General features: G+C 69.7%; 21 protein-coding genes, 1 tRNA gene and 1 pseudogene. 12 read left to right on the top strand and 11 right to left on the bottom strand.

All coding sequences use genetic code 11. From position 1 onward, the window contains the following. Position 1: 1 nt before the first annotated feature. On the bottom strand, positions 2 to 1,012 hold the full coding sequence (deoC, locus tag SALPAC3_RS0110370; RefSeq protein WP_026185423.1) for a deoxyribose-phosphate aldolase: 1,011 nt from the start codon (positions 1,010 to 1,012) through the stop codon (positions 2 to 4). Positions 1,013 to 1,134: 122 nt separating this feature from the next. Between deoC and upp the strand changes: the two genes are divergently transcribed. Continuing rightward, complete coding sequence (upp, locus tag SALPAC3_RS0110365; protein WP_018221174.1) at positions 1,135 to 1,767, top strand: uracil phosphoribosyltransferase; 633 nt, start codon at positions 1,135 to 1,137, stop codon at positions 1,765 to 1,767. Between the two features lie 220 nt (positions 1,768 to 1,987). Here upp and SALPAC3_RS0110360 read toward each other — a convergent pair whose 3' ends face one another. Together SALPAC3_RS0110360 and SALPAC3_RS0110355 are read right to left on the bottom strand one after the other, a co-directional pair. Next, positions 1,988 to 3,679 carry a phospho-sugar mutase gene (locus SALPAC3_RS0110360; protein WP_018221173.1) on the bottom strand — a complete coding sequence of 564 codons (1,692 nt, stop codon included), beginning with the start codon at positions 3,677 to 3,679 and terminating at the stop codon, positions 1,988 to 1,990. A 47-nt stretch (positions 3,680 to 3,726) separates the two neighbouring features. Next, positions 3,727 to 5,766 (bottom strand): serine/threonine-protein kinase, encoded by a 2,040-nt coding sequence (locus SALPAC3_RS0110355; RefSeq protein WP_026185422.1) that lies wholly within the window; start codon positions 5,764 to 5,766, stop codon positions 3,727 to 3,729. A 202-nt stretch (positions 5,767 to 5,968) separates the two neighbouring features. Between SALPAC3_RS0110355 and SALPAC3_RS0110350 the strand changes: the two genes are divergently transcribed. Together SALPAC3_RS0110350 and SALPAC3_RS0110345 are read left to right on the top strand one after the other, a co-directional pair. Beyond that, on the top strand, positions 5,969 to 7,552 hold the full coding sequence (locus SALPAC3_RS0110350; protein ID WP_018221171.1) for an acyl-CoA mutase large subunit family protein: 1,584 nt from the start codon (positions 5,969 to 5,971) through the stop codon (positions 7,550 to 7,552). Between the two features lie 562 nt (positions 7,553 to 8,114). Beyond that, positions 8,115 to 9,374, top strand: a complete 1,260-nt coding sequence (locus SALPAC3_RS0110345) for an amidohydrolase (protein ID WP_018221170.1) — start codon at positions 8,115 to 8,117, stop codon at positions 9,372 to 9,374. On the opposite strand, the gene SALPAC3_RS0110340 is transcribed toward SALPAC3_RS0110345, so the two are convergent. Beyond that, the gene (locus SALPAC3_RS0110340) at positions 9,331 to 10,344 is read right to left on the bottom strand and encodes a DUF4349 domain-containing protein (RefSeq protein ID WP_026185421.1); all 1,014 of its coding nucleotides are present in this window, start codon (positions 10,342 to 10,344) and stop codon (positions 9,331 to 9,333) included. The two genes, SALPAC3_RS0110345 and SALPAC3_RS0110340, sit on opposite strands and share 44 nt — an antisense overlap. A gap of 126 nt (positions 10,345 to 10,470) precedes the next feature. Here SALPAC3_RS0110340 and SALPAC3_RS0110335 point away from each other — a divergent pair, with 126 nt between their 5' ends. Together SALPAC3_RS0110335 and SALPAC3_RS0110330 are read left to right on the top strand one after the other, a co-directional pair. Next, positions 10,471 to 11,100 (top strand): MBL fold metallo-hydrolase, encoded by a 630-nt coding sequence (locus SALPAC3_RS0110335; protein WP_018221168.1) that lies wholly within the window; start codon positions 10,471 to 10,473, stop codon positions 11,098 to 11,100. A gap of 5 nt (positions 11,101 to 11,105) precedes the next feature. Then, positions 11,106 to 12,032 (top strand): hypothetical protein, encoded by a 927-nt coding sequence (locus tag SALPAC3_RS0110330; RefSeq protein WP_018221167.1) that lies wholly within the window; start codon positions 11,106 to 11,108, stop codon positions 12,030 to 12,032. Between the two features lie 91 nt (positions 12,033 to 12,123). On the opposite strand, the gene SALPAC3_RS0110325 is transcribed toward SALPAC3_RS0110330, so the two are convergent. After that, positions 12,124 to 12,579: a gamma-glutamylcyclotransferase gene (locus SALPAC3_RS0110325; protein ID WP_026185420.1), complete on the bottom strand. Its 456-nt coding sequence runs from the start codon at positions 12,577 to 12,579 to the stop codon at positions 12,124 to 12,126. A gap of 106 nt (positions 12,580 to 12,685) precedes the next feature. Here SALPAC3_RS0110325 and SALPAC3_RS0110320 point away from each other — a divergent pair, with 106 nt between their 5' ends. Further along, complete coding sequence (locus SALPAC3_RS0110320) at positions 12,686 to 14,089, top strand: NAD(P)H-quinone dehydrogenase (RefSeq protein ID WP_018221165.1); 1,404 nt, start codon at positions 12,686 to 12,688, stop codon at positions 14,087 to 14,089. Between the two features lie 368 nt (positions 14,090 to 14,457). Here the strand turns inward: SALPAC3_RS0110320 and SALPAC3_RS0110315 are convergent, their stop codons facing one another. From SALPAC3_RS0110315 to SALPAC3_RS26930, 3 genes and pseudogenes are all read right to left on the bottom strand, one after another. After that, a complete protein-coding gene (locus SALPAC3_RS0110315; protein WP_018221164.1) occupies positions 14,458 to 14,859 on the bottom strand; it encodes a nuclear transport factor 2 family protein in 402 nt (133 codons plus the stop codon). Between the two features lie 244 nt (positions 14,860 to 15,103). Continuing rightward, positions 15,104 to 15,742 carry a hypothetical protein gene (locus tag SALPAC3_RS0110310; protein ID WP_018221163.1) on the bottom strand — a complete coding sequence of 213 codons (639 nt, stop codon included), beginning with the start codon at positions 15,740 to 15,742 and terminating at the stop codon, positions 15,104 to 15,106. Positions 15,743 to 15,781: 39 nt separating this feature from the next. Beyond that, positions 15,782 to 15,991: pseudogene (locus SALPAC3_RS26930) on the bottom strand (metal-dependent hydrolase); the annotation flags it as partial. A 345-nt stretch (positions 15,992 to 16,336) separates the two neighbouring features. Between SALPAC3_RS26930 and SALPAC3_RS0110300 the strand changes: the two are divergent. Beyond that, on the top strand, positions 16,337 to 16,702 hold the full coding sequence (locus SALPAC3_RS0110300; RefSeq protein ID WP_018221161.1) for a VOC family protein: 366 nt from the start codon (positions 16,337 to 16,339) through the stop codon (positions 16,700 to 16,702). A 429-nt stretch (positions 16,703 to 17,131) separates the two neighbouring features. On the opposite strand, the gene SALPAC3_RS0110295 is transcribed toward SALPAC3_RS0110300, so the two are convergent. Further along, positions 17,132 to 17,734: a hypothetical protein gene (locus SALPAC3_RS0110295; protein WP_018219561.1), complete on the bottom strand. Its 603-nt coding sequence runs from the start codon at positions 17,732 to 17,734 to the stop codon at positions 17,132 to 17,134. Positions 17,735 to 18,123: 389 nt separating this feature from the next. Continuing rightward, the gene (locus SALPAC3_RS28320) at positions 18,124 to 18,339 is read right to left on the bottom strand and encodes a hypothetical protein (RefSeq protein WP_196233726.1); all 216 of its coding nucleotides are present in this window, start codon (positions 18,337 to 18,339) and stop codon (positions 18,124 to 18,126) included. A 218-nt stretch (positions 18,340 to 18,557) separates the two neighbouring features. On the opposite strand from SALPAC3_RS28320, the gene SALPAC3_RS0110285 reads away from it, so the two are divergent. The 4 genes from SALPAC3_RS0110285 (at position 18,558) to SALPAC3_RS0110275 (ending at position 22,270) form a co-directional block, all read left to right on the top strand. After that, positions 18,558 to 18,740 (top strand): hypothetical protein, encoded by a 183-nt coding sequence (locus SALPAC3_RS0110285; protein WP_018221159.1) that lies wholly within the window; start codon positions 18,558 to 18,560, stop codon positions 18,738 to 18,740. A gap of 235 nt (positions 18,741 to 18,975) precedes the next feature. Then, the gene (locus SALPAC3_RS0110280; RefSeq protein WP_018221158.1) at positions 18,976 to 19,647 is read left to right on the top strand and encodes a hypothetical protein; all 672 of its coding nucleotides are present in this window, start codon (positions 18,976 to 18,978) and stop codon (positions 19,645 to 19,647) included. Between the two features lie 280 nt (positions 19,648 to 19,927). Then, positions 19,928 to 20,055 (top strand) — tRNA-OTHER (locus SALPAC3_RS27930). Between the two features lie 55 nt (positions 20,056 to 20,110). After that, complete coding sequence (locus SALPAC3_RS0110275; protein ID WP_018221157.1) at positions 20,111 to 22,270, top strand: TerD family protein; 2,160 nt, start codon at positions 20,111 to 20,113, stop codon at positions 22,268 to 22,270. 238 nt (positions 22,271 to 22,508) lie between these two features. On the opposite strand, the gene SALPAC3_RS0110270 is transcribed toward SALPAC3_RS0110275, so the two are convergent. After that, a complete protein-coding gene (locus SALPAC3_RS0110270) occupies positions 22,509 to 22,895 on the bottom strand; it encodes a DUF6228 family protein (RefSeq protein WP_033669922.1) in 387 nt (128 codons plus the stop codon). A gap of 560 nt (positions 22,896 to 23,455) precedes the next feature. Here SALPAC3_RS0110270 and thrS point away from each other — a divergent pair. Continuing rightward, the gene (gene thrS / locus SALPAC3_RS0110260) at positions 23,456 to 24,673 is read left to right on the top strand and encodes a threonine--tRNA ligase (RefSeq protein ID WP_018221155.1); all 1,218 of its coding nucleotides are present in this window, start codon (positions 23,456 to 23,458) and stop codon (positions 24,671 to 24,673) included. Positions 24,674 to 24,714 lie beyond the last annotated feature (41 nt).

The following is a 24,714-nucleotide window of genomic DNA, read 5'->3' as shown; positions in this document are numbered from 1 at the left end:
CTCAGTCCCGGGTGAAGTAGTCGGGACCGGCGTAGTCGCCGGTCGTCAGCTTGGTGCGCTGCATCAGCAGGTCGTTGAGGAGGCTGGAGGCGCCGAACCGGAACCAGTCCGGGTCCAGCCAGTCCGCCCCGACCGTCTCGTTGACCAGCACGAGGTACTTGATGGCGTCTTTGGTGGTCTTGATGCCGCCGGCCGGCTTCACGCCGACCTGCCGTCCGGTCGCGGCACGGAAGTCCCGGACCGCTTCCAGCATCACCAGCGTCACCGGCGGGGTGGCCGCCGCCGGGACCTTGCCGGTGGAGGTCTTGATGAAGTCCGCGCCAGCCAGCATCGCGAGCCAGGATGCGCGGCGGACGTTGTCGTAGGTGCAGAGCTCCCCGGTTTCCAGGATCACCTTGAGGTGAGCCGGGCCGCAGGCCTCTCGGATGGCCACGACCTCGTCGTAGACCTCCTGGTACCGGCCGGTCAGGAAGGCGCTCCGGTTGATCACCATGTCGATCTCGTCGGCGCCGGCCGCGACCGCTGCCCGGGTGTCGGCGAGCTTGACCTCCAGCGGCGCCTGGCCGGCGGGGAAGGCGGTCGCCACGCTGGCCAGGTGTACCACGCCGGCTCCGGCTGGTGCTGCTTCGGCGCCGGCCGATCCGGCCCCGCCGGCGGGCCCACGCAGCACCTCGGCCACGTACGGGACCATCGACGGGTAGACGCAGACGGCGCCGACGTGCGGACAGGACGGGTCGGCGGGGTCGGGGCGCAGGGCCTTGGCGGCGAGGGCCCGAACCTTGCCGGGGGTGTCGGCCCCCTCCAGGGTGGTCAGGTCGACCATCCGGATTGCCAGGTCGATCGCCCAGGCCTTCGCCGTGGCCTTGATCGAACGGGTGCCGAGCTGCGCCGCCCGCTGCTCGGCACCGACCTGGTCCACGCCGGGCAGGCCGTGGAGGAACCCCCGGAGCGCGGTCTCGGATCGTCCCAGCTCGGTTAGGTCCGGCCGGGCCGACATCGCTGTCGCCGTCATGAACCGGAGTCTACGCCCGAGCGTCTGGCTGTGATCTTGGTCATGGTGGTGGTGCCCGCCAGCGCCGTCGTTCCGGCCACACCGAGGGTGCCCAGGACCGTGGGCGGGTAGGTTGAGCGACCGTGGAAGTACACGTCATTGACCACCCGCTCGCCCAGGCGCGGCTGACCGCGATGCGCGATGCCCGGACCGACTCGGCCTCGTTCCGTGCCGCGCTGCACGAACTCACCACCATGCTGGTGTACGAGGCGGCCCGCTCCTTCCCCGTCGAGCGCTACCCGGTGCAAACCCCGGTGACCGACACTCAGGGCACCCGACTCGCCAATCCGCCGCTACTGGTGCCGGTGCTGCGGGCCGGCCTCGGCATGGCCGACGCCGCGCTGGGCCTGCTGCCGGAGTCTTCGATGGGCTTCGTCGGTCTGGCCCGGGACGAGGAGACCTTCGAGCCCCGCGCGTACATGGAGTCGCTCCCGCCCGACCTCACCGGACTGCCGGTGCTGGTGCTCGACCCGATGCTCGCCACCGGGGGCTCGTTGGAGCACTGCTGCCGGCTTCTCGCCGATCGGGGGTGTACCGACATCACTGTGCTCTGCGTGCTCGCCGCGCCGGTCGGAATTGACCGGCTGGACCGCTCCGGCCTGCCCCTGCGTCTGGTCACGGCGGCAGTCGACGAGGGCCTGAACGACCGTCGGTTCATCGTCCCCGGCCTGGGCGACGCCGGTGACCGGCAGTTTGGTGGCATGCCCCGCTTCTGACCGACTGGTCCACGGCGCGGCCGCTCCGGCGGCTTCCGGCTCGTGCGGGCGGCGGTCGGCGGCGCTCGGCCAGAGCGTGGGCCTGGGGCGCCGCTGCCGCACCGCGTGGGCTGCCCGTTTGTGCGGGCAGGCTCGACAGCGTGGAGTCCGGGGTATGCCGTGCTGTCAATCAGCCCGCTGCCCCGGATCGGACCGCCCCACGCTCCCGGTACCGGACCCGCTACACCCCCAAGCTGGCGGCGGTTTCGGTGCGCAACTCGGCGACGGCCGCGGCGGCGTGGCGGCGGGCCGTGGCGATGTCACCCGCCACGACCGGCTGCACCACCTCCAGGTACGCCTTGAGCTTTGGCTCGGTGCCGGACGGTCGGATCACCACCCGGGCGGTGGCGCTGCGCAGGATCACCACATCGGCCGTCGGGAGTAGGTCCCGGGATTCGATGAGCGCTTCTCCGAGCAGCGTGCTCGGGGTCGCGGCGCGGATCCGGGCCATCGCGTCTGTGATCACCTGCAGGTCGTCCACCCGGACCGAGAGCTGGTCGGTGTGGTGCACGCCGAACTCGGCCGCCAACTCGTCCAGCCGGTCGGCGAGGCTACGCCCCTCCGCCTTGAGCCCAGCGGCGAGCTCGGCGATGGTCAGCGCTGCGGTGATGCCGTCCTTGTCCCGGACATGGTCGGGGGCGACGCAGTAGCCCAGCGCCTCCTCGTAGCCGAAGACCAGCGGGGTGGAGCCCCCGCCGGCTCGGACAATCCACTTGAACCCGGTCAGGGTCTCGTCATACGGCAGGTCCCGGGCCGTGCACATCGCGCGCAGCAGCGCCGACGACACGATGGTGGTCGCGTAGAGGCCGGTTCGGCCGCGGCGCATCAGGTGGTCGGCGAGGAGTGCCCCCATCTCGTCACCGCGGAGCATTCGCCAGCCCGGAGCGTCCCCGTCCGCCCCCGCGTCGGCCGGCTCGCGGATCACCACCGCGCAGCGGTCCGCGTCCGGGTCGTTGGCGATCGCGAGGTCCGCGCCGGTCGCGTCGGCCAGGGCGGTGAGCCGGTCAACGGCGCCGGGCTCCTCCGGGTTGGGGAAGGCGACCGTGGGAAACTTCGGGTCCGGCTCAGCCTGGTCCGGCACGAGCTGCGGGGCGGGGAAACCGGCCGCCGCGAACGCCGCCGTGAGTACCTCCGCGCCGACTCCGTGTAGCGGCGTGTACGCCACCTGTAGGTCACGCGGCCCGTCCGGTGCGATCACCGCGACGGCCTGCTGCACGTACGACGCCACCAGGGTGTCGTCGAGGAGCTGCCCGGGTGGGCCCAGCCGTACGTCAGCCAGCGGGCCGACCGCGCGGATGGCGGACTCGATCTCGGCGTCCGCCGGCGGCACGATCTGCGCGCCCGCGCCCAGTTCACCACCGAGCTGGGCGCCCAGGTAGACCTTGTAGCCGTTGTCCTGGGGCGGGTTGTGGCTGGCGGTCACCATCACTCCGGCGACCGCCTCGTGCTGCCGCACCGCATGGGCCAGCACCGGCGTCGGCAGCGGGCGGGGGAGCAGCAGCGCCGGGCGGCCAGCGCCGGTGGCGACCTGCGCGGTTCGTTCCGCGAAGGCGCGGGAGCCGGTTCGGGCGTCGTACCCGATCACCAGGGGACCGACGCCGCCCTGGGCGGTCAGCCAGGCGACCAGCCCGGCGGCGGCCTGGGTGACCACCGCGAGGTTCATTCCGTTCGGGCCGGCACGCAACGGGCCGCGCAGGCCCGCGGTGCCGAAGGTCAGCGGGCCGGCGAAGCGGTCGGCCAGCTCCGGGGCGCTGGCCGGAAGCCGGTCGAGCACCGCCTGGAGCTCGGCGCGGCCGGCCGGGTCCGGATCGTCGTCGAGCCAACGCTGGGCCTGCTCACGAAGGTCATTGAGGTGGTGGTGATCCGCCGACATGCCTCTTGATAGCACGTCGGCGGATCACCCCGTCAGCTCGCCCAGGCTCAGCTGGCCGCGGTCAGCTGGAAAGATTTGACCATCTCGTCGAAGATCGGTCGACTCTCCTCGAACCGGGCGTCGTTGGCGGTCAGGTAGAACGAGTACGACTGACCCTCGTGGGCGACGCCACGCCAGATGCCGTGCCGCATCTCCGCGCCCGCGCCGCAGGTGTATTCAAGCTGGGCCGCCGGCTTGCCGGCCAGCTCGACCCCGACGTCCAGGGCGATCTGACGGTACGGCTCCGCGCAGGAGGAGTTGCTCCGCAGCCCGTCCTCGGCGATCTCCGCCCAGCGGGCCGAGGTGTTGTTCCACTTCTCGGTGATGACGCGGACCCGGCGGCCCTGGTCCTCTGGGTCCACGTAGTCGGTGTACAGCCCGCCGACCTTCTCCTCCCAACCCTGCGGCACCAGGACCCGCACCCCCCGCGCCGAGTACTCCATCAGTTCGGGAAGCTCGATGGTGGGAGCGGCCGACGTCGGCGGGGCCGCCGGGGGTGCGACCGGCGGCTCCGGATCGTCACCGCCGGTGAAGGCGAAGATGCCGATCAGGAGCACCACGGCCAGCCCGCCCGCGACGGCGAGTTGGACCCTGCCCGGCCAGTTCTTCACCCGGCGTATGAGTTGGTTGCCGCCGAACCGGGCCTGACCGGGGAGGCCCCCGCTTGGCGCCGGTGCTGGTGTCGGTGACTGCGATGTGCTGGTCCACGCCTGACCGGTGCCCGGAACGGACCACTGGGCCCCGGCCGGGGGAGCGGCCGGGGCCGGGTAGCTGCCGACGCGCTGGGTGACATCCCCGCCGTAGGTGCGACTCGGCGCCGGCATCGCCCCGGTCGGTGTGTTCACCGGACCGGCGAGCGCGTCGGCGCTGGTTTCCTCCAGGGCCGCGGGGGTGGCCCGGGACTCCACCGCGGGACGCTCGCCCCGGCGCAGCGCGGCGAGTCGGTCGGTGAGCGACTCACCGGCCGCGAGCATCGCTCGCCCGCCGATCGTGCCGCTCGGTTTCGGCTGGGCCGGTTGGGCCGGCGTCGGTTGAGCCGGCTGGGCCGGTTGGGCCGGCGTCGGTTGAGCCGGTTGGACGGGTTGGGCCGGCTGCGGGATCGCGGCTGGCTGTTGCTGGACCGGCACCACCGAGTACGGGTCGGTCACCGAGTTCACCGCAGTCGCGTTGCTGGTCAGCGGGCCGGCGAGCAGCTCGCGGAGCATGGCCCGGGCCGTGTGCACCGGCAGCCGGTGGTCCGGGTCCTTCTCCAGCAGCCCCATCAGTACGGGCACCAGCGGGCCACTGCGCCGGGGCGGGGCGGGCGGATCCTCGACGACCGAGTGCATCGTCTCGATCGGATCGCCCTTGTCGAAGGGCGGGCGCCCCTCGACGGCCGTGTAGAGGGTCACCCCGAGGGAGAACAGGTCGCTGGGCGGCCCGAAGTCCTGGCCCATCGCCCGTTCGGGGGAGATGAAGTGTGGGGAGCCGAGCACCATGCCGGGCGTGGTGAGCTGCACGTCGGTGGGCATCCGGGCCACTCCGAAGTCGGTCAGCACGCAGCGGCCGTCCGAACAGATCAGGACGTTGGCGGGCTTGACATCGCGATGCAGTACGCCGATCGCGTGCGCCACCTCCAGCGCGCCGAGCAGCGAGACGCCGATCTTGGCTACCACCCGCTGGGCCAACGGGCCGTCTTCGATCACCATGTCCGCGAGGCTGCGGGAGTCGAGCAGCTCCATCACGATCCACGGTCGGCCACCCTCGGTGACCACGTCGTAAACCTGGACGACGGCGGGGTGTTGGATCGCTGCCGCGGCACGGGCCTCGCGCAGGGTTCGTTCGTACATCGCGTCGCGGTCGGAGGGGGCCAGCCCCTGGGGTAGGACGACCTCCTTGACGGCCACGTCTCGGCGCAGGAGAGTGTCTGCGGCACGCCAAACCGTGCCCATGCCGCCATTGCCCACCGCCGAGCGCAGTGAGTAGCGCCCGCCAATGATGGTGTTGGGTGTTGCGCGGTCGCTGGGAGGACTGACAGGTCCGCCGCTCCACGTCGGGATCTGAGTCACTGAAGAGCCACCGGGGATTTCGAGGGGGGCTGGGACACAACCCCCCTATCTTGCTGGGTCGGATGCCGGTTGCGAAAGCCGACGCGGCGGACATTTGGCAAAGTCGACGATGCGTGTCCGAGCGGGCACGCTGGGGTGGCCGGGTGGGGTGTGTGCCCAATCCCTCATCCGGTGCCGGAACAGGTCGTCTTACCATCCGGTAATGAGCGAACGGCGGTCAAGCGAGTCCGGTTTCCCGATTCAGGGCGTCTACACGGCGGCCGACCTCCCGGAGGACCTGGACTCCCGGCTGGGCAACCCGGGGGAGTACCCGTACACCCGTGGGGTCTACCCGACCATGTACACGGCGCGCCCCTGGACGATGCGCCAGTATGCCGGCTTCGGTACCGCCGCGGAGTCCAACGCGCGCTACCACCAGCTGCTTCGGGCCGGCACGATGGGACTCTCCGTCGCCTTCGACCTGCCCACCCAGATGGGGTACGACTCGGACGAGTCGATCGCCCACGGTGAGGTCGGCAAGGTCGGTGTCGCCATTGACTCCATCGAGGACATGCGACTGCTCTTCGACGGCATTCCGCTGGACAAGGTCTCCACCTCGATGACCATCAACGCGCCGGGCTCGGTGCTGCTGCTGCTCTATCAGTTGGTCGCCGAGGAGAACGGCGTGCCGGGGGCGGCGTTGAACGGCACGATCCAGAACGACATCCTCAAGGAGTACATCGCCCGCGGGACGTACATCTTCCCGCCGAAGCCCTCGCTGCGCCTGGTCGCGGACACCTTCGCCTACTGTCGCGCCGAGGTGCCAAAGTGGAACACCATTTCCATCTCCGGCTACCACATGGCCGAGGCGGGCGCGTCCCCCGTTCAGGAGATCGCCTTCACCCTGGCCAACGGGGTCGAGTACGTGCGCGCGGCGATCGCCGCCGGGCTCGCCGTGGATGACTTCGCGCCCCGGCTGTCGTTCTTCTTCGTCGCCCGGACGACGCTGTTGGAGGAGGTGGCGAAGTTCCGTGCCGCCCGGCGGATCTGGGCGCGGCTGATGCGGGACGAGTTCGGGGCGGAGAACCCGAAGTCGATGATGCTCCGTTTCCACACCCAGACCGCCGGCGTGCAGCTCACCGCCCAGCAACCGGAGGTGAACCTGGTCCGGGTGGCGGTGCAGGGGCTCGGTGCCGTACTCGGCGGAACGCAGTCGCTGCACACCAACAGCTTCGACGAGGCGATCGCGTTGCCGACGGAGAAGGCCGCCCGGCTCGCGCTGCGGACGCAGCAGGTGCTCGCCTACGAGACGGACCTGACCGACACTGTTGACCCGTTCGCCGGTTCGTACGTGGTGGAGGCGATGACGGCCGAGATCGAGACCGCGGCGGAGGGGCTGATGCAGCGGGTCTTCGAGCACGGTTCGGCGGTTGAGGCGATCGAGGTCGGGTTCCAGAAGCGGGAGATCGAGCAGTCGGCGTACCAGATCGCGCAGCAGATCGACTCCGGCGAGCGGGTCGTGGTGGGGCTCAACCGGTTCACGGTGGACGAGGAGGAGCCGTACGAGCCGCTGCGGGTCGACCCGGCGATCGAGGTCGCGCAGGCCGAGCGGCTGGCGAAGTTGCGGGCTGAGCGGGACTCCGGTGCGGTCGAGCGAGCCCGGGCGCAGCTCCGGGCCGCTGCCGAGGGGAGCGGTAACGTGCTCTACCCGATGAAGGAGGCGCTGCGGGCTCGCGCCACGGTTGGCGAGGTTTGCGGCACGCTGCGTGAGGTCTGGGGGATGTACCGCCCCGCTGATCGCTTCTGACCCCGCCCCGGCGCCCGTCCCCACGTCCTGGCGTCCCGGCTCCCCGCCCTGGCATCCGGCGGCTGGCGTTCCCGCGGTGCTGCCGGTGCCGCCAGCGGTTGCTGCCCGCTGCCCGTTCGGGGGCTGGGGTAACAGTTTCGGCGGGTAGTCGGCGGCAACCGTGGGTAACCCGTTCGAGTGAGGTAGACGCACATCGTGTGTGGTCGGTTACCGGGTGAACGTGTGACCGTCTGCGGGCCCGGTCGTGAGTGTGGTTGCTAGTTGTCGGAGTGTCCGTTAATAGAACGGACTAATGCCACAATTCGGATGACGGTCTCGAGTGATGGGGAAAAATTCCTCACTCGTGAATCGGTTACGCGTTGTAGGAGGTGTGGGGCAGATGGCAGCGTTCAACCGCGATCTACCTGCTGTCCCGCCGATGAACGAGCGCCCCGAGCAGGGCGTACGTGACGCAGAGCGGCCCGATCGCTACCAGAACGAGGTTGCGCAGCGTCACCGTCGGAGGTCTAGGCTGTCGGCGGTTCCGGAAGATTCATCCATTTCTAGTGATCGAGAATTCGACGTGACGAGTGCGTTGACGCTGCCGAGTAATGGCCAGCTGGCGTCGTCCTGGACGGAGGCGCCCGCCGGCTCCCAGCCCCTACCCCTCGACCTGGACCAGTTTCTTGCGTTCCGGGTGTCGGGCCTGATCGCCACCCGTCGGCGAATCCACTCACATCCGGAGCTCTCCGGCGAGGAGTTCGAGACGGCCGCTCTGATCGCCCGGGAGCTGACCCGAGCCGGGTTGCGACCCCGGCTGCTCCCGAAGGGCAACGGAGTCATCTGCGACATCGACGGTCGCCCAGACGGTCCGGTAATCGCGTTCCGGGCCGACATCGACGCGCTGCCGTTGACCGACAGCAAGGACGTGCCCTTCCGCTCCACGGTTGACGGGGTGTGTCACGCCTGCGGCCACGACGTGCACACCACGGTCCTGCTCGGCCTGGGAATGCTCCTCGCCCGCCTCGCCGAAGCGGGCGAACTGCCGGGCCGGGTGCGCCTGATCTTCCAGCCGGCCGAGGAGATCCTGCCCTGTGGGTCGCTTGAGGTGATCGAGGCCGGCGGTCTCGACGAGGTGGTGCAGATCTTCGCGCTGCACTGCGACCCGAACCTGCCGGTCGGCGAGGTCGGCCTGCGGGTCGGTCCGATCACCGCTGCCGCCGACAACGTCAGCGTTCGGTTGACCGGTCCCGGCGGGCACACCGCCCGCCCGCACCTCACCGTCGATCTGGTTGACGCCCTCGGCCGGCTGATCACCGAGGTGCCGGCCATGGTCGCCCGGCGGGTGCCGGCCAACAGTGGACTACTGCTGGTCTTCGGCCACGCCTCGGCCGGCACCCGCTACAACGTCATCCCGTCGGAGGCCTGTGCCTCCGGGACGCTGCGCGTGATGGATCGGGACACCTGGGCGATGGCCCCCGATGTCGTCGCCCAGGTGGTCCAGGACGTGATCGCCCCCACCGGCGCCACCGTGGACCTGGACTATCAGCGTGGCCGACCACCGGTCAGCAACGATTCCCAGGCCATCCAGGTCTTCGCCGCCGCGACCACCGCCGCGCTCGGGCCGGCCGGCATCGCGGAGACTCCGCAGAGCATGGGGGGTGAGGACTTCTCCTGGTATCTGGAGTACGTCCCCGGTGCCCTGGCCCGACTCGGTGTCGGCCGCTCGGGCCCGAACGTTGACCTCCACCGCGCATCGTTCGATCCGGACGAGCGGGCCATCCCGGTCGGTGTCCGGCTCATGGTGCAGACCGCGCTCCAGGCGCTTGCGGCGGCGGGCTGACCGCGGGCGGAGCGACCCCGGCGCCGGTGGGATCGGCCGGCCCCCTCCCGGCGCCGTCCGCGGGGGGAGCGACCAGGGCCGGCCGCGAGCGGCGGCGTAGCAGCCACACCGTCGTGCCCACCGGCACGCCGAGCAGGAGCAGCCACGGCAGTACCGCCCCGAGCACGGTCAGCAGGACGGTCCCCGAGATCAGGAAGACCTTCCACCCGCCCTCGAGACCAGCCACGAAACCGAACGCGGAAGCCTCGTCCTCGGTGGCGGCGTCCGGGCCGACCAGCGACACCACGATCGAGGAGAGCGCGGTGAGGTCCGCCAGCCGGCGCTGCTTCGCCTCCAGCGAGGCGAGATCGGCCTCGCGGCGCGCCAACTCGTTCTCCAGCGACACCAGATCGCTGATCGACTGTGCCTCGCCGAGCAGCCGTCGGGCGTTCTCCACCCGAGCCCGTTGCGTGGTGATCCGGGCGTCGAGGTCGATCGTCTCCTCGGTAACGTCCTCGGTGGAGATCTCCTGCCGCTGCCGTTTGCCGAGTTCGGCGACCTGCTCCACCACCGACGCGAACTTCGCGGCCGGCACCCGGAGGGTCAGCTCGACGGTGGCGTTCCCAGCGGCACTACGTCGCTGGTCACCACCGACGAAACCACCGGCCGCGGTGGTCCGGGCGATCGCCTCGCGGGCGGCCTGCTCGACGTCGGGCACCTGCACGCGCATCGAACCGGTGTAGACGATGGCACGCTGGTCGACCCGGAGGTCCGCCGAAGCGTCGCCACCCTCGGCCGGCCCGGCCGGCCCGTCCTGCTGGCCGGCACCCGCCGCGGTCGCCGCCGCGTCGTCGTCGGTGCCCGGACCGACGTGCTCGTCGGTCCCCGCACCGCAGCCACTGACGAGCAGGACCCCCACCAGTATCGCCAGCAGCGCCGCCCCTCGGCCGCGCGGTTCACATCGATACATGTCCGCTCCGATCCGTAACATTCATCTGCTCCCGCCCCGGGGCGTGACCCGGACGGCAGGGACGATCGGTCAGTCGGGACGCGATGCGGCGTCCCTTCCGGCAGACTGCGCTGAGGAGGTCACGATTCGATTCTCGAGGAGTCACGAATGCGGCTGACCAAGTACACGCACTCCTGCATCCGGGTGGAGGACGAAGGCGGGGTGCTGGTCGTTGATCCCGGCGTCTACAGCGAGCGCGCCGCGCTGGACGGGGTGGACGCTGTGCTGATCACCCACGAGCACCCGGACCACGTGGATGTGGCGGCCCTGACCGAGCAGCACGACCGGGGGCCGTTCGTCGTGTACGGGCCGCCGTCGCTGGCGACTGTGCTGGAGGGCCTGACCGCCGCGTTCGTCCCGGTCGAGGCGGGCGCGGAATTCACCGCCGCCGGCGTCCCGGTCCGTGCCTACGGCGGCCGACACGCCGTGATCCACTCCGACCTTCCGGTGGTGGAGAACCTGGCGTACCTGATTGACGACGTGGTCTACCACCCCGGCGACTCCTTCGTCGTACCGCAGGACGTTCCGGTCGACACGCTGTTCCTGCCGATCCACGCGCCCTGGGCGAAGTTCGCCGAGTCGCTGGACTTCCTCCGCGCCGTCACGCCCCGCCGGGCGTACGCGTTGCACGACGGGTTACTCAACGACCGAGGCCTGGACGTGCTGAACAACAACTTCGTCCGCCTCTCCGACGTGGACTACCAGCGGCTCGTACCGGGCACCCTGGTGGATGCCTGAACCGCATGTCTGGTCCGTCTCGGGAACTGCTGCGGCAGCTCTACCGCACGCCACCCGACCGGTTTGTGGCCGCCCGGGACGAGGCGGTGGCCGAGGCGCGGCGAGCGGGCGACGTACCTGCCGCGCGGGAGATCGCCCGGCTTCGTCGCCCCACGGTCGCAGCCTGGCTGGTGAACCTGCTCGCGTTGGAGCGACCGGAGCTCGTCGCCGACCTGGGTCAGCTCGCGGAGTCACTCCGGTCGGCCCAGCGCGAGCTTCGCGGCGCGCAACTGCGGGAGCTCTCCACCCAACGGCGGGCGGTGGTCGGCGCGCTGCTCGCGGAGGTCCGCAGTCTGGCAACCGCGGTACCCGGTGCCCCACCGCCCGGCAAGCTCCCGCTCGGTGCGGTGGAATCGACCCTCAACGCCGCGCTCTCCGACGCCGAGGTCGCCGAGCAGGTGCGCTCCGGCCGGCTGCTCCGGGCCGCCAGCTACGCCGGATTCGGCGAGGTGCCGCGACCGCAGCTACGGCTGGTCACCGAGGAGCCGGCGCCGCCGTCCCGGCCACCGGGTGGCGACCGGTCAGCACCCCGTGCCCGGCAGGCGGAGCGGGCCGCCCGCGCCGAGCGGGAACGGCGACGTCGGGCGTTGGCGACGGAGTTGGCGCAGGCCCGTACTGATCAGGAACGGGCCGAGGCGGAGCTGGCCGGTGCCGCGGAGGCTGAGCGGGGCGGAGTGGACGGCCTCGCTGCGATCGAAGCGGAGATCGCCGAGCTGGAGCGGCAACGGGCTGCTGCCGAAGAGGAGCTGAGCCGGGCGAAGTCGGCGCGGCGGGCAGCCGAACGGGCGGTCGTCGTCGCGCGACGCCGGACCGGCGAGGTGGAGGCCGCGGCAGAGGCGCTCGCCGAGGAGGAGGCCGACCCACGCCGTGCCGGCCGACACCCGAATGTGTGATTGACGACGCACGGCGGGGCCGGCTCGTTGCCCCGACGGGGGCGATAGCAGACTGTGGGTCGTGCGACATCCCGCGACAGACTGCCGGCCGTCAGGCCGAAGCGGTGCCGGTGGGGCGGGAACGCAGTCCCGTGACGTAGTCGTCCGGGGCGCCCGCCTTCTCGGCGGCGTTGGCGATTTCCGAGAGGTACCACGAGGTCGGCAGGCCCCCCTCGTAACCGTCGAATACGTAGATCCACGCCGTCACATCGCCGGTCAGGGCCGACACCCGCAGGTGGAGTTTTCGGTAGGTGCCGGAGGTTACGCCCTCGATCTCGTCGAGCTGGGCCGCGTCGTACGCGTGGATGTCGTAGAGCGCCACGAAGACGCGGTCCCCGGGGGACTCGACCACGGTGCTGACCGCGCCCTCCCAGCCGATCACGCCTTCACCGGCGAAGGTGAGCCGCCAGCCTTCGAGCCAGCCGGTGCCCACCATCGGCGAATGCGGACAGTAGGCGCGCATCCGGGCAGGGTCGAGGTTTGAGCCGTAGGCGGCGTAATGACGCACAACGATGACGATAGCCCGGCCGACGGGTGGGGGAGAATACGACGGTGCGTGTCGGATGCGTTCGGGAGAAGAAAGTCACTGTGAGCATGGACGAGGAGTGAGCGCTGTGAGCCGGATCGTGATCATCGGTGGGGGGCCGGCCGGTTATGAGGCGGCGTTGGTCGCCGCCCAACTGGACGCCGATGTCACCGTGGTCGAGGCAGACGGCGCCGGCGGTGCCTGCGTGCTGTCCGACTGTGTGCCGTCGAAGACCTTCATCGCCAGCTCACAGCTGGTGACCGGGTATCGGGACACGGAGGAGTTCGGGGTCCACTCGGACGGGCTGGCGGCGGTCACCGTTGACGCCCCGGCGGTGCACGCACGAGTCAAGCGGCTCGCGCTCGCGCAGTCTGCCGACATTCACGCCAAGTTGGTCAAGGCCGGGGTGACGTTCGTGGCCGGCAGGGCCCGGCTCGGCGAAGACACGCTCGGTCACAACCATCGGGTGATCGTCACACCAGCGGATGGTGGCGCGGAGGACCAGATCGATGCCACCACCGTCCTGATCGCCACCGGCGCTACCCCGCGCCAACTCCCCACCGCGGTCCCGGACGGCGAGCGCATCCTCACCTGGCGGCAGGTGTACGACCTCCCCGAGTTGCCCCGGCACCTGATCGTGGTCGGCTCCGGCGTCACCGGCGCCGAGTTCGCCAGCGCCTACCTGGCGATGGGGATCGAGGTCACCCTCGTCTCCAGCCGGGACCGGGTGATGCCGCATGAGGACGCCGACGCGGCGATGGCGATCGAGCGGGTGTTCCGCAGCCGGGGGATGAGCATCCTGAACAACTCCCGGGCCAACGCCGTCCGCCGGACTGCCGACGGCGTCGAGGTCGAGCTCTCCGACGGGCGCCGGGTGCACGGTTCACACGCGCTGATCGCGGTGGGCTCCGTTCCCAACACCGCCGATCTGGGGCTGGCCGAGTACGGCGTCGGGCTGGCCCGGGGTGGGTACGTCGCGGTCGACCGGGTGTCCCGGACCAACGTGCCCGGCATCTATGCCGCCGGTGACTGCACCGGGATGCTGCCGTTGGCCAGCGTGGCCGCGATGCAGGGCCGGATCGCGATGTGGCACGCGCTCGGCGAGGCGGTTCGGCCGCTACGGCTACGTACGGTCGCGGCGAACGTCTTCACCGACCCGGAGCTGGCCACGGTCGGCGTTTCCCAGGACGAGGTGGACGCGGGGAGGGTGCCGGCTCGGCAGGTCATGCTGCCGCTCGCCGGCAACGCCCGGGCGAAGATGGACGAAGTCCCCGACGGCTTCGTCAAACTCTTCTGCCGGCCCGCCAGCGGCCAGGTGATCGGTGGCGTGGTGGTCGCCCCGAAGGCCAGCGAGCTGATCCTGCCGATCACGATGGCCGTGGAGAACCATCTGACGGTCAACGAGCTGGCTCAGACCATCACCATCTACCCCTCGCTCTCCGGCTCCGTCACCGAGGCCGCCCGGCAGTTGATGCTGCACGAGCCGGAGTAGCCAGGTCCACATCCAGGGATGCTCTACTCGTAGTGCGTCTGATCCACATTCCAACGCCACAGCCCCGACTCGCAAGGGTCGGGGCTGTGGCGTGTCTTCCCGCCCGCTGCGGACTGCCCTCCACTCCAGGCCTAGTCGACTGGCAGGGTCGCGTAATCTAAGTGTCTTGTATTCGTGTTCCTGGCTTGTCCAGCAATCACGGTGAGTAACGCCGAGCACGGTGCTGGCAGCGAGATCTGCATCCACGATCATCGTCTGATGACGCGAGTTGTTCCGGTGCGGCGGGGCCTGATTTGGGCAGCTGTCCGCCCGGCCACAGATGATCTTGCCTAACGGGACTTCTCCGAGCGCTAGTCCTCAAGGGCCGGCTACGTCGCGGGGAAGGGTGGCGTGAAGTACCCGCTCAAGGACGTGATCCGTTCAGACTCGTCCACCTCGTACACGAACACGCCGTCGTAGCTGAGTGCCTCGCCTCCAGGCAGCGTGACGGCGACTGACGCCACCTTCGCCGTGGCCTGGGACGAGGGGTATTCCTCGCGCACGACGAAGCGCACGTCCTGGGCGGGCTCGACCAGTGAGTCCCAGAACTGTGCTAGGGCGGCATGCCCCCGGAAGCCCTTTCCGTGCGGGTCAAGCGGCGAACCACCGACCGGGTCGCGCAGCAGCGCGTCCTCGGCAAAGCAGTCGAGCCACGCGGCCCGGTTCTTTGCCATGACAGCACGCATGGCGCGGTCGGATACGGACTTGGCCGGCGAGGTCTTACCGGTCATCTCTGCTCCTCTGTGTCGCGCATGGCAACTTGCTGTCCGTTGTATACCTGCCTGCTTGTCCTCACACACGCGAGTTTTCGGCTACGTCGCCCGCTACGGTGCGCCGCTACCGACGAGCAAGCCGACGGCTGATTGCGGCAGTCTCTACAGACCGGCGACCTGAGGTGTCGGCGTAGGCCCTGTACTGGCCCTGGCAAGATTTCGTAGTCGGAGATCACCAGGGTCTCCTGCGCCGGTGACCGGCTCAGGCTTCCTTGTTGTCGACCCAACGGCAGAACGGGTCCGCGGTGTCCTCGTTGCCCATCTCGGCGGGCTCCGGCACGATCTCCAGCCCGGTCGTCGGGGCGGTGACACCGAAGGTGCGGTACAGCCAGTTCCGGTAGGGCGCATTGACGATCTCGTGGTCGGCGTCCCACGGCTCGGGCGGCGCGCCGAACTCCACGTTCCAGCAAATCTCCCGGTAGCCGATCGCTAGCAGCCGCAGAAAGTCGACCGCATCGTCGGCGAGCACACACGTCATCATCGAACCGCTGCCTGAACCGAGATGAACGATCCTGACTCGTCCCTCACCGTCACGCCACAGCGCGGCTGTCGAACCTTCGCCGCCGGTCTGCGCGAACGGCCACAACCGTGCGGCCGGATCTGGGATCGACTCGTCGAACCATGATCGTGCGTACGAAAGGGTCTGCTCGGCGGTACAGCCACGCAGCTCAATCGAGGTGCCCACCCAGCCGTTGTCACTCAACGAGCCGTACAGATCCCCGTCGTGCCCTTTCGCCACGAAACCCTGCTCGTCGACCCAGGCGAAGAGCAGGCGCAGCGGCTCCGGCAGGTCGAATCCGTCCGGCACCCGGGCCAGCGTCGTCTTGAGGAAGTCACCCACGTTCGGCAGCGTACGAGATCACCTCGTCCGGGGTGCGCAGGTGCGAAACCGCAACGGCGCCCACTTGCCCCGCCGCCCACCGGCAGCCTCGTACCCGGATCGGCCACAGCAGCGGAACCCGCGAGTGCGTCAACGCGTCGCCGAGGGATGAGTCAGGCAGCCCAGTCCCAACGGCACACCCAGCCACCACCAACCACCCCCGGGGCCCGACAGCGCCGCCATCACCCCGACAAGCAGCCCCACCCTTGCCAACAGCCGTACCTAGGCCCCATCACCCGGGGCTGCTAGCCAATAGCGAGTCGCCTATTCAGTGCCAGCCGGTACCTGCTCCTGATCATCAGGAGTGGTGTAGACCTGCAGCAGCAGGTGAGCCAGCGCTCGAAGGTCTTCAGGTGTCATCTCTGCCTGTAGCGACTTCGCGATCTTGTCGGGAGTGCCGCCGAGGTGCCTGATGGTCGGCATCGTCCGCGGGCGGCCGGTGGATCTGGCACCCCAGCCGCCCGCGGACTACCGGCCCTACGGCGACCGGAGGCCTTATGCGGCCGAGACCTTTGCAGACCGTCGGGTCCCGTCCCGCCAGCCGGCCGACTGTCTATGATCATGCTTATGGCCCTCGAATGGGAACAGATCATCGTGGACTCCTCCGACCCGATCGCCCTCGGGCAGTGGTGGGCCGTGGCTCTCGGCTGGGTCGTGGTCGACAAGACCGAGGAGATCATGGAGATCCGACCCGAGCCGGACCGGTTGCCGGGGCTGCTCTTCGTCCCCGTCCCTGAGGGCAAGACGGCGAAGAATCGGCTCCACCCCGACTTCCGCCCCGACAACCACGAGGCCGAGGTCGCCCGGCTGATCTCCCTCGGTGCCCGGCTCGCCGACCCCGCGCAGGAAGGGCAGCACTGGGTGACCCTCTTCGACCCCGAGGGCAACGAATTCTGTGTCCTGTCCGAGCCGAAGAGCTGAGCAGGACCACTCACCCGTTCTGGAGACCGGGTTTTCTGTGGGAGGCCGTCTGGGGTGTCAATGAATCTCGAACGTGATTACTTGACACTTCTCCCAAGATCGGAATATACCGAACGCCTCGGCCACGGGTTCGCCGTAGCGGGAACATCCGGGTCGCCGAGATGACACCTGAAGACCTTCGAGCGCTGGCTCACCTGCTGCTGCAGGTCTACACCACTCCTGATGATCAGGAGCAGGTACCGGCTGGCACTGAATAGGCGACTCGCTATTGGCTAGCAGCCCCGGGTGATGGGGCCTAGGTACGGCTGTTGGCCGGCACCCAGTTCGGGCGCCGGCCAACAGTTTGCTCTCCCCTTGCGAGGGCGTGATCTTGGTGGGTCGGCTGTACTCGGTGACCAGCCCGGCGGCGTGGTCAACGACCCGGTCGGCTCACTTGTTGAGCCGCCACTGGTCCACGGTCTCGCCTCGGAGAACGCTGAGTAGTGCCTCTTTGTTCTCGAAGCTGGTGACCTTGTCCCGGTCCTCGCTCAGGTGGATGTGCCAGAGGTGNGACGGGTCNGANGTGGCGGCTTCGTCCTTGCGGAAGTCCCAGCCTTCCACCTCGTTGTCGCTGTCGGCCTGCCCGAAGAACTCACGCCAGCCGTCCAGTCGAGGATCATCGGGATCCTGGCCGGAGGCGAGCAGNCGGCTGGAGTACTCGGCGATGTTGGTGGCCTCCGAGAAGGTCCAGTCGTAGGCGGCGGCCTTGTCCGAGGGTCCGCCCTGGTCGTTGTCGTCGAGGACGGAGTAGTCGGTGGGGCTGTTGGCTACGCGGGTGTTGTGGTAGCCGGGCTTGTCGGTGTAGATACCGCCGTCGGCTGTGCCGGGCTGCAACTTCAGCAGCTCCTCCTGCAGCCACGAGGAAGCCTCGGCCACCTTGTCCGGATGCGGGTTGCTAGCAGCGGTTGCGGGCGTGGCGCCCACCGCGAACGCTCCGCCTAGGGTCGCGGACGCCGCCAGGGCCAGCACACTACGACGCAGAATCGTGTTCATGAGAATGCTCCATTCGGGGGTCGACACCCCACACGCGCCCAAAGGGGGTTTGGGAGCGCAGGGTGCGAGCACCGTCCGGCGCTCAACAGAACAGGAAAGAAAGGGATCCCCGGGCAACCGCGCGGCCCTAGGAGGCTTTCACGGTGCCGGGTCCATGTGTAACGACCGACGGGCCGCCCTCATTCCGGGGCCTCACCCACGCCGCGGGCGGGTCGCTTCCTCGGTCGCACGCATGGTGTAACGCCCCCACGCCGGCCGAGATTCCGCCACCACCATGCCCCCGACCACACCCCACACGGACATCATGTGGATATCAGTGATGACGGCCCAACCAGGCGCCGCATCCACCCATACACACCTCCAGCGATCGTCGGTCTGACGTACGGCGATCAGGCCCGGCGCTGCGCTGCGCGGCGTTGACACTCGGCCGGGTCGCTCGCGGCCCGCTGCCGGGCGGCCTGGCTCTGCGCGGCACGGCGCTGCCGCTCCGCCGGCGTCGCCGAAGCCTGGCCGCAGGTCGCGCGTTCCCGGTCGGCCGCGCTCTGCGCCATCCGCCGCTCCCGCTCCGCTGGCGGCAGCTTCGCCCACCGGAGCCGCTTACCCATGACCACATCGTCACCGACGACACACCCCGTCCAGCGTCCTGCGGGCATCGGCACCAGCAAGGCCACTTCCCGACCTCGCGGGTAGTCAGGGTGACCGTGCCGGCCTCGGCGGCCGGACAAGGTCGGCCCATCGGGGACGCTTACCGGTACGAGCACGTTAGAGTGACATTGCGACCGCAGCCGCTATCCATCACTGCGTCCGCCGTAAAGGAGTGGCAGTGAAGTTCTCCAACGTGTGGACGGAGATCGCCGCCATCGCGGTCCTCACCGCGATCGGTATGGCCCTCGCAGGTCTCGCCTTCGACATTGACTACACGAGCCTAGTGATCAGCTACGCGATCGTCATGGCCGCCACCGTCGCGGCGAAGCTGACCCAGGTCCGCCGGAGGCGGCGGACCTGACACAGCGACTTCCCGCCGGACGCTCAGCAGGCCCGGCGTCCGGCTGGGCAAGGTCGCCGCCGTCCGAACGCGTGACGGCGGGCACCTGGTGGCGGCCGGCGGCGGCGAGTAGGCCTAGCCGACTGGCCAACGTGTAATCCAACCGTTTGGTATCCCGATCAACGAGCCAAGGCTTGGTGACTCTTCGTGCTGGGCGGCGGATGGCGAGGAGCCGGGAAGCTCGTCGAGGTTAGATGTGCCGGTGACGGTTCATGACGTGGCGCGTGCCCTGCCGGACATCCTGACGCTTCGCGAGCGGTGTCGAGCGCTCGCGATGCTGGACGCGATCATGAGCCCTGAGTGGGAGTCGCGGTACTACTCGTTCAATACGCGCTGGGCCCCGGATGAGCAGCTGGCCTCCATGAGGAACGGATCCGGCGACGAGTGGTCGATCGTCTTCGCGTCGGCTGGTGCGTTCGTCCGGGGTTTCGACCACGAGTCGCCGATGAGCCCGGCCAACAACGATGAGGAGCTGTGGCCGGGACTGGTTGATACCGTGGCGCAGATCTTCTCAAGCTATGTCGACGAGCCGGCGTTCAGTTACGAAGGCACGCTGGAAGCAACCGTGTGCCTATGGCGTCAGCACGGCGACGACCGGTGGCACGCCGGAGAACTCAATTTTCCTGGCGGTGATGATCCGGATGGTGCTGACAAGCTGTTCCGCGTGCTCGTTGACGGCACTCCGGTGGCGTACCAGCGTTTCGCCGAGGACTACTACGGAAGAGCCGTGAACCTTGAGGCCGTCAGCGAGGTGTTCGCCGGACACCCGTTGACCGACGAGTTGGTGCGTCGCCTGAACGGTGACCTTCTGGTGGCCGATCTCGCCGAGGATCTCGCTGAGATCGGTTACCCGTCCCGGCCGGTGTAGCGGTTCCAGGTTCCGCCAGCAGCGGCGTGATGGCGGTGGGTGGTGGTGTAGTGAAAGCCGAGGGCTTGGGCGACGACCGGTGCCGGGCCTGGAGGACAAGTTGGTGCAGTGCCGCCAGGCGACCGGGGCTCGCCGCGGGCCGGGCTGCGTGTCCTGCGGGTACGGTCCGCTGTTGTCGCCAACAGCGCCAGGGGGAAGGGCACGCTTGCTCCACCGCGTCCAAAGTGGTGTAGAAACCCGGTGGCCAAGTCCGTGTGGCCGGTGTGATCATCGACATCTGGGGTCGCTAGCTCAACTGGCAGAGCATTCGACTGAGTAGCGCGTCCACTCTCCGCCTGTGCGGTCATGGAGGCGCTTCCTTCTCCTTGTTGGATCGAAGGGTTCGGGGTTCGAGTCCCCGGCGACCCACTGTGCCGCGGCTGCAGGTTGGCAGTTGTTGGAGTCCACCGGGAGGAGGAGGCACGTGCTGGACAAGTTGATCATTCAGAGGGCACTGCGCGTGCCGGCGAGCACCGGCGCGGCCGGTGATGGCACGTCCGTGGCCCGGCAGTTGGATGCAGCGCTGCTCGATGTCGGGTTCTCGGCGTCGCGGGCTCTGCTGGGCCACATCGGCGGCCTGGCGCCCGAGCCGGCGATGGATCTTGCCGCCACCGTGGTGTCGGCGGTGCGGGAGCTGGTCGGTGATCACGTTCGGCACAACGCGTACTTCATCGGCTTCCCGGACGATGTGCCGGACACCGTAGAGTTCTGGATCGACCGGCTGCGGGCGGCCGTTCTCACCGGTGGGGGCACGGCGACCGACGCGCAGCTGCGTGCGGCTGTCGCCTCGGGTGGGGTGAACCTGCTCGACCTGCCGGCGTACGGGACCTACCAGCACACCTACGCCGAGCTGCTAGCGGCGCACGATGAGCTGATCACCGCGGCCGGTAGCCGGGTGACGGTGCTACGGCTCGGTGATGTCGCCGAGGTGGAGGCGGAGCGGCTGTATCTGGCCCTGGCCGGCAGCGCGACGCCGCTGGGTGAGGCGGACCTGACCGTCCTCGGTGAGCTGGCGGTCGCCTGCATGGATGGCGCACAGCCGGCGGAGGTGCCGGTGCGGGAGAACCGTGCCGTGCTCAACGGGGTCCGGCTGGTGCTTGGCCGGCCGCTGGTCGGTATGGACACCACGACGGATGTGCTGCGGCTTGCCTGCCAGGCTTCCGGCGGGGACACCTCACTGGTGACGGCTACGCGGTTCCGGTCGTTCCGGCGCCCGGAGCGGCGGGTGCTGCTCGCTGCGCTGGACGCTGTCGTCGGGGCGAGCCCGGGCAAGCTCGGTGACGTCGCCCGGTATGCCGAGCGGTGGAAGCGACTCGGGGAGCGGCTGCACCCGCACGAGTACGGCCAGTGGCCGCACGCCCGGGAAGTGTTCGCGGTCGCGCGTGGCGAGCGCCGGGTGCCGAACCTGGCGGGTCGGGCCGAGACGGCCGTCCGTGCCGGCGCTGTCGGTCAGGCCGCGTCGTTGCTGTCGGCCGCTCCGGGCATGCTCCTGCGATCCGCCGACCGGCTGCTACGGCTGGCATCGGCGGCCGAGCGGAGCGCCGTCCTCGACGCGGTCACCGGCGCGTTCGGTGCGGCGTCGGGCCGGGTGCTGCTGTCGCTGCGGGAGCACGTCGACAACCGGCTGACACCCGCGTCGGCCCGGATGTACGCGAGCCGCTCGCGCAGCGCGTGGGTCGGCCCGGATGCCCGCCCGCCGCTGCCCGCCGAGCTGGTGGCCAAGCTGTCGGACCTGCTCGACGCCGAGATCAGCGCCCGACTGCCGGATCCGCAGCGGCCGCTGCTGGTGGATCCGGAGGTGCTCGACGTCGCCCTGCCGCTGTCGGGCAAGGCGACCGAGAGTGGTTTCGCGGTGCTGCCGCGAGGCTCGCGCGCACCGGTCACCGGTGAGCTGCTGCGCTTCTTCACGTATTGGCGGCAGGCGAGTCGCCGCACCGACTACGACCTGTCGGTGCTGCTGCTGGACAGCGAATTCCACACGACGGGGCAGGTGTCCTGGACGAACTACCACCACGACGGGGTGGTGCACTCCGGGGACGTCACCGACGCGACGAACGGCGCGACCGAGTTCATCGACGTGCCCTTGGCGGAACTCGGGCATTACGTGGTTCCGCAGGTCTACATCTATGCGGGTGAGTCGTTCGACGAGGTCGCCGAGTCGATGTTCGGCTACCAGACCCGAGAGCGGGACCAGCGAGGTGCCCCGTTCGACGCCCGGACCGTGCGGGCACGTTCGCAGATGCGCGGGCAGGGCCGGGTCGCGCTGCCGATGGTGTTCGCCAGGACCGAGCACGGTTGGCAGGCCGTGTGGCTGCACCTGTACCTGCGGGGGCAGCCGTCGTTCAACCGGGTGGAGGACAACACGTTCACCACGACGGATCGGGTGCGGGCGCTGATGGAGCGGCGGTACCTCACCGTGTCCTACCTTGTCGACCGGTGGCGCGCGCGGGCCGAGGTGACGACGTGGGACGGACAGCTGCCGGACGAGCCCGTCACGTTCATCGGCATTGACGCGCCGGAGGGCTTGCCCCACGGGTCCGAGGCATACACGTTGGATAGGCTGAGTGAGTTGATCCCTGAGTAAGCGGCGAGAGCCGAGGCCATGCGGGCGCTTCCTTCTCATCCGTTCGATTCGGTGCCTCCGCGCAAGCGGAGGATTGGTAATCAGCGCCCGTGCTCTCCTCGGCTCTCGCTAGTCGACTGGCAGAGTCACCTATTTGATGTAGCTGGTATTCATCTGTCTTAGTGGGCTTCGGTTACGGAGGGCAGCAGCCCGTGGTGGTTGACGGCAGCGGCGGTTGGCGGGGGTGGTGCCGTGGCGGCTACTTGGTCGGACCGGGGTTGGGTAGGAACTCGCGGAGGTCCGCGGCGAGATTGCTCATCTGCTCCCCGCCTTCGAGCCAGGTGGTGATCGACGCCTGCCAGGCATCGGAGCGGGATACCCAGGGTTGGAGCTGCCAGGTGAGTGCCACGTGACCGCCGGAGTGGAAGGTGGCGCGGACGGTGAGGTGGTTGGCCTGCCAGGTCCGCTCGTCGACCCAGCCGCGGTAGTCGGCGGCGAGCTGACCGATGAAGTCAGGAAGCCAGGCTCCGTCCCAGACCCACATCTCAGCGCCCAGTTCGGCGTGTAGGCCCTGTGCGCGGGCTTCGACCGCGAAGCAGATGCCGTATTCGTCGGGAAAGGAACGGTCGTGCAGGCGGATGGACACCGCCGGGTCGTCTTGGCATCGGACTATCACGTGGAGGTTGTCGTCACCGCTCTGGTCAGGCACCTCGCGACAGTAGGCGATCGAACTCATTTGAGCAGGCGAGTTACGGTTCAGCGCTACGGCCGACGGTGTAGCGGTTCCAGGTTCCGCCAGCAGCGGCGTGATGGCGGTGGACGGTGTGGTGAAAGCCGAGGGCTTGGGCGACGACCGGTGCCGGGGCCTGGAGGACACGTTGGTGTAGTGCGGCCAGGCGGCCGGGAATGGCGGGGACGCCGAGGCCTCGGATGAGTGGCCCGATCGTGCTTGTGGTCGGCGGGCGAGACGGTGAGGTCGGCGCCGGGTCGTCGCGGCCGGAGGTGGGTCAAATTCGGGTGCGGGCTCGACACTGCTCGCCGTAACCTCGCCCCATGCAGGCTGCGGTAGGGAACACGACGCCGGGGAACCCCGGCATACCGCACTGACTTCACCGTCAACGAGGCCCCGGGGCGAACCGCCCGGGGTCTCGGTTGCGTTCCCGGTACCGATCGCTCCGAGCGCCGTACCCGAACCAGGAGCGCGACATGATCGACCACCGTAGGCTCGGCCGCGAGCTGGGCCTGTTCACCTCCGACCCGCTCGCCGGCGCGGGGCTGCCACTCTGGCTGCCGGCCGGGGCGGCGGCCCGGCACGCCGTCGAGGAGTACCTCCGGGACCTCGAACGTCAGGCCGGCTACCAGCACGTCGTCACCCCGCCCCTCGGTCGGCGGGAACTCTTCGAACGCTCCGGGCACCTTGGCCACTTCGCCGAGGAGATGTTCCCACCGATGCGGCTGTCGGCCGACGACGAGCTTCTGCTCCGCCCGGCGCTCTGCCCACACCACGCATTGGTCTACCGGTGCCGGGGACGATCCTGGCGGGACCTGCCGCTGCGGATCGCCGAGCTGGGCGGGATGTACCGGGCCGAGCGCTCCGGTGTGCTGGGCGGGCTGGCCCGGGTGCGGGCGATCTCGCTCAACGACGCCCACAACTTCTGCACCCTGGAGCAGGTCGGGGCGGAGGTGGCGGAGATCCTCCGGCTGATCCGCGCGGCACACGCCGCCCTCGGCGTACGGCCGGCGGGGTTCCGGCTGTCGCTGCGGGGTCCGGGCCAGCGCTACGTCGGCGCGGAGGACAACTGGGCGTGGGCCGAGGAGTTACTCCGCGCCGCGCTCGGAGGGGTGGAGTACACCGAGGATGTCGGTGCGGCGGCCTTCTACGGACCAAAGATCGATATCCAGGTGTCGGACGCCGCCGGTCGGGAGTGGACGCTCTCCACCGTCCAACTCGACTTCGACAAGCCGGAGCGGTTCGATCTGTCGTACGTCGACTCCGGTGGCGCCCGGCGCCGGCCGGTGCTGGTGCACCGCAGCCTCGTCGGGAGCATGGAGCGGCTGTTCAGCTACCTGATCGAGGTGCACGAGGGGGCTTTCCCCGTCTGGTACGCGCCGGTTCAGCTGGTGGTCCTGCCGGTCGCGGCCGAGCAGGACGGCGCGGCTGACGAGTTCGTCGCCGCGGCGCGCGCCGCCGGCCTGCGGGCCGAGGTGGACCGGGGCGGCTCGCTGGGCGGACGGATCCGTGACGCGGCGCAGGCCCGGGTCCCGTACGCCGCGGTGGTCGGCCCGCGGGAGGCCGCCGCCGGACGAGTGTCGCTGCGGCTGCGGGACGGCCAACACCTGGCCCCGCTGCCCACCGCCGAGGCCCTCGCCCTGGTTACCCGGGTCGTCGCGACCCGCTCGCCGGAGCTGCTCCCACCGGGCTGAGCGGCACGCCGAGGACCGCCGGAAACCCGGGTGTTCCGGGT

Source organism: Salinispora pacifica DSM 45544 (assembly GCF_000378845.1).
Taxonomy (GTDB): Bacteria; Actinomycetota; Actinomycetes; order Mycobacteriales; family Micromonosporaceae; genus Micromonospora; species Micromonospora pacifica.
The sequence above is the reverse complement of the archived record's forward strand: the minus strand, read 5'-3'. Positions and strand labels throughout refer to the sequence as shown.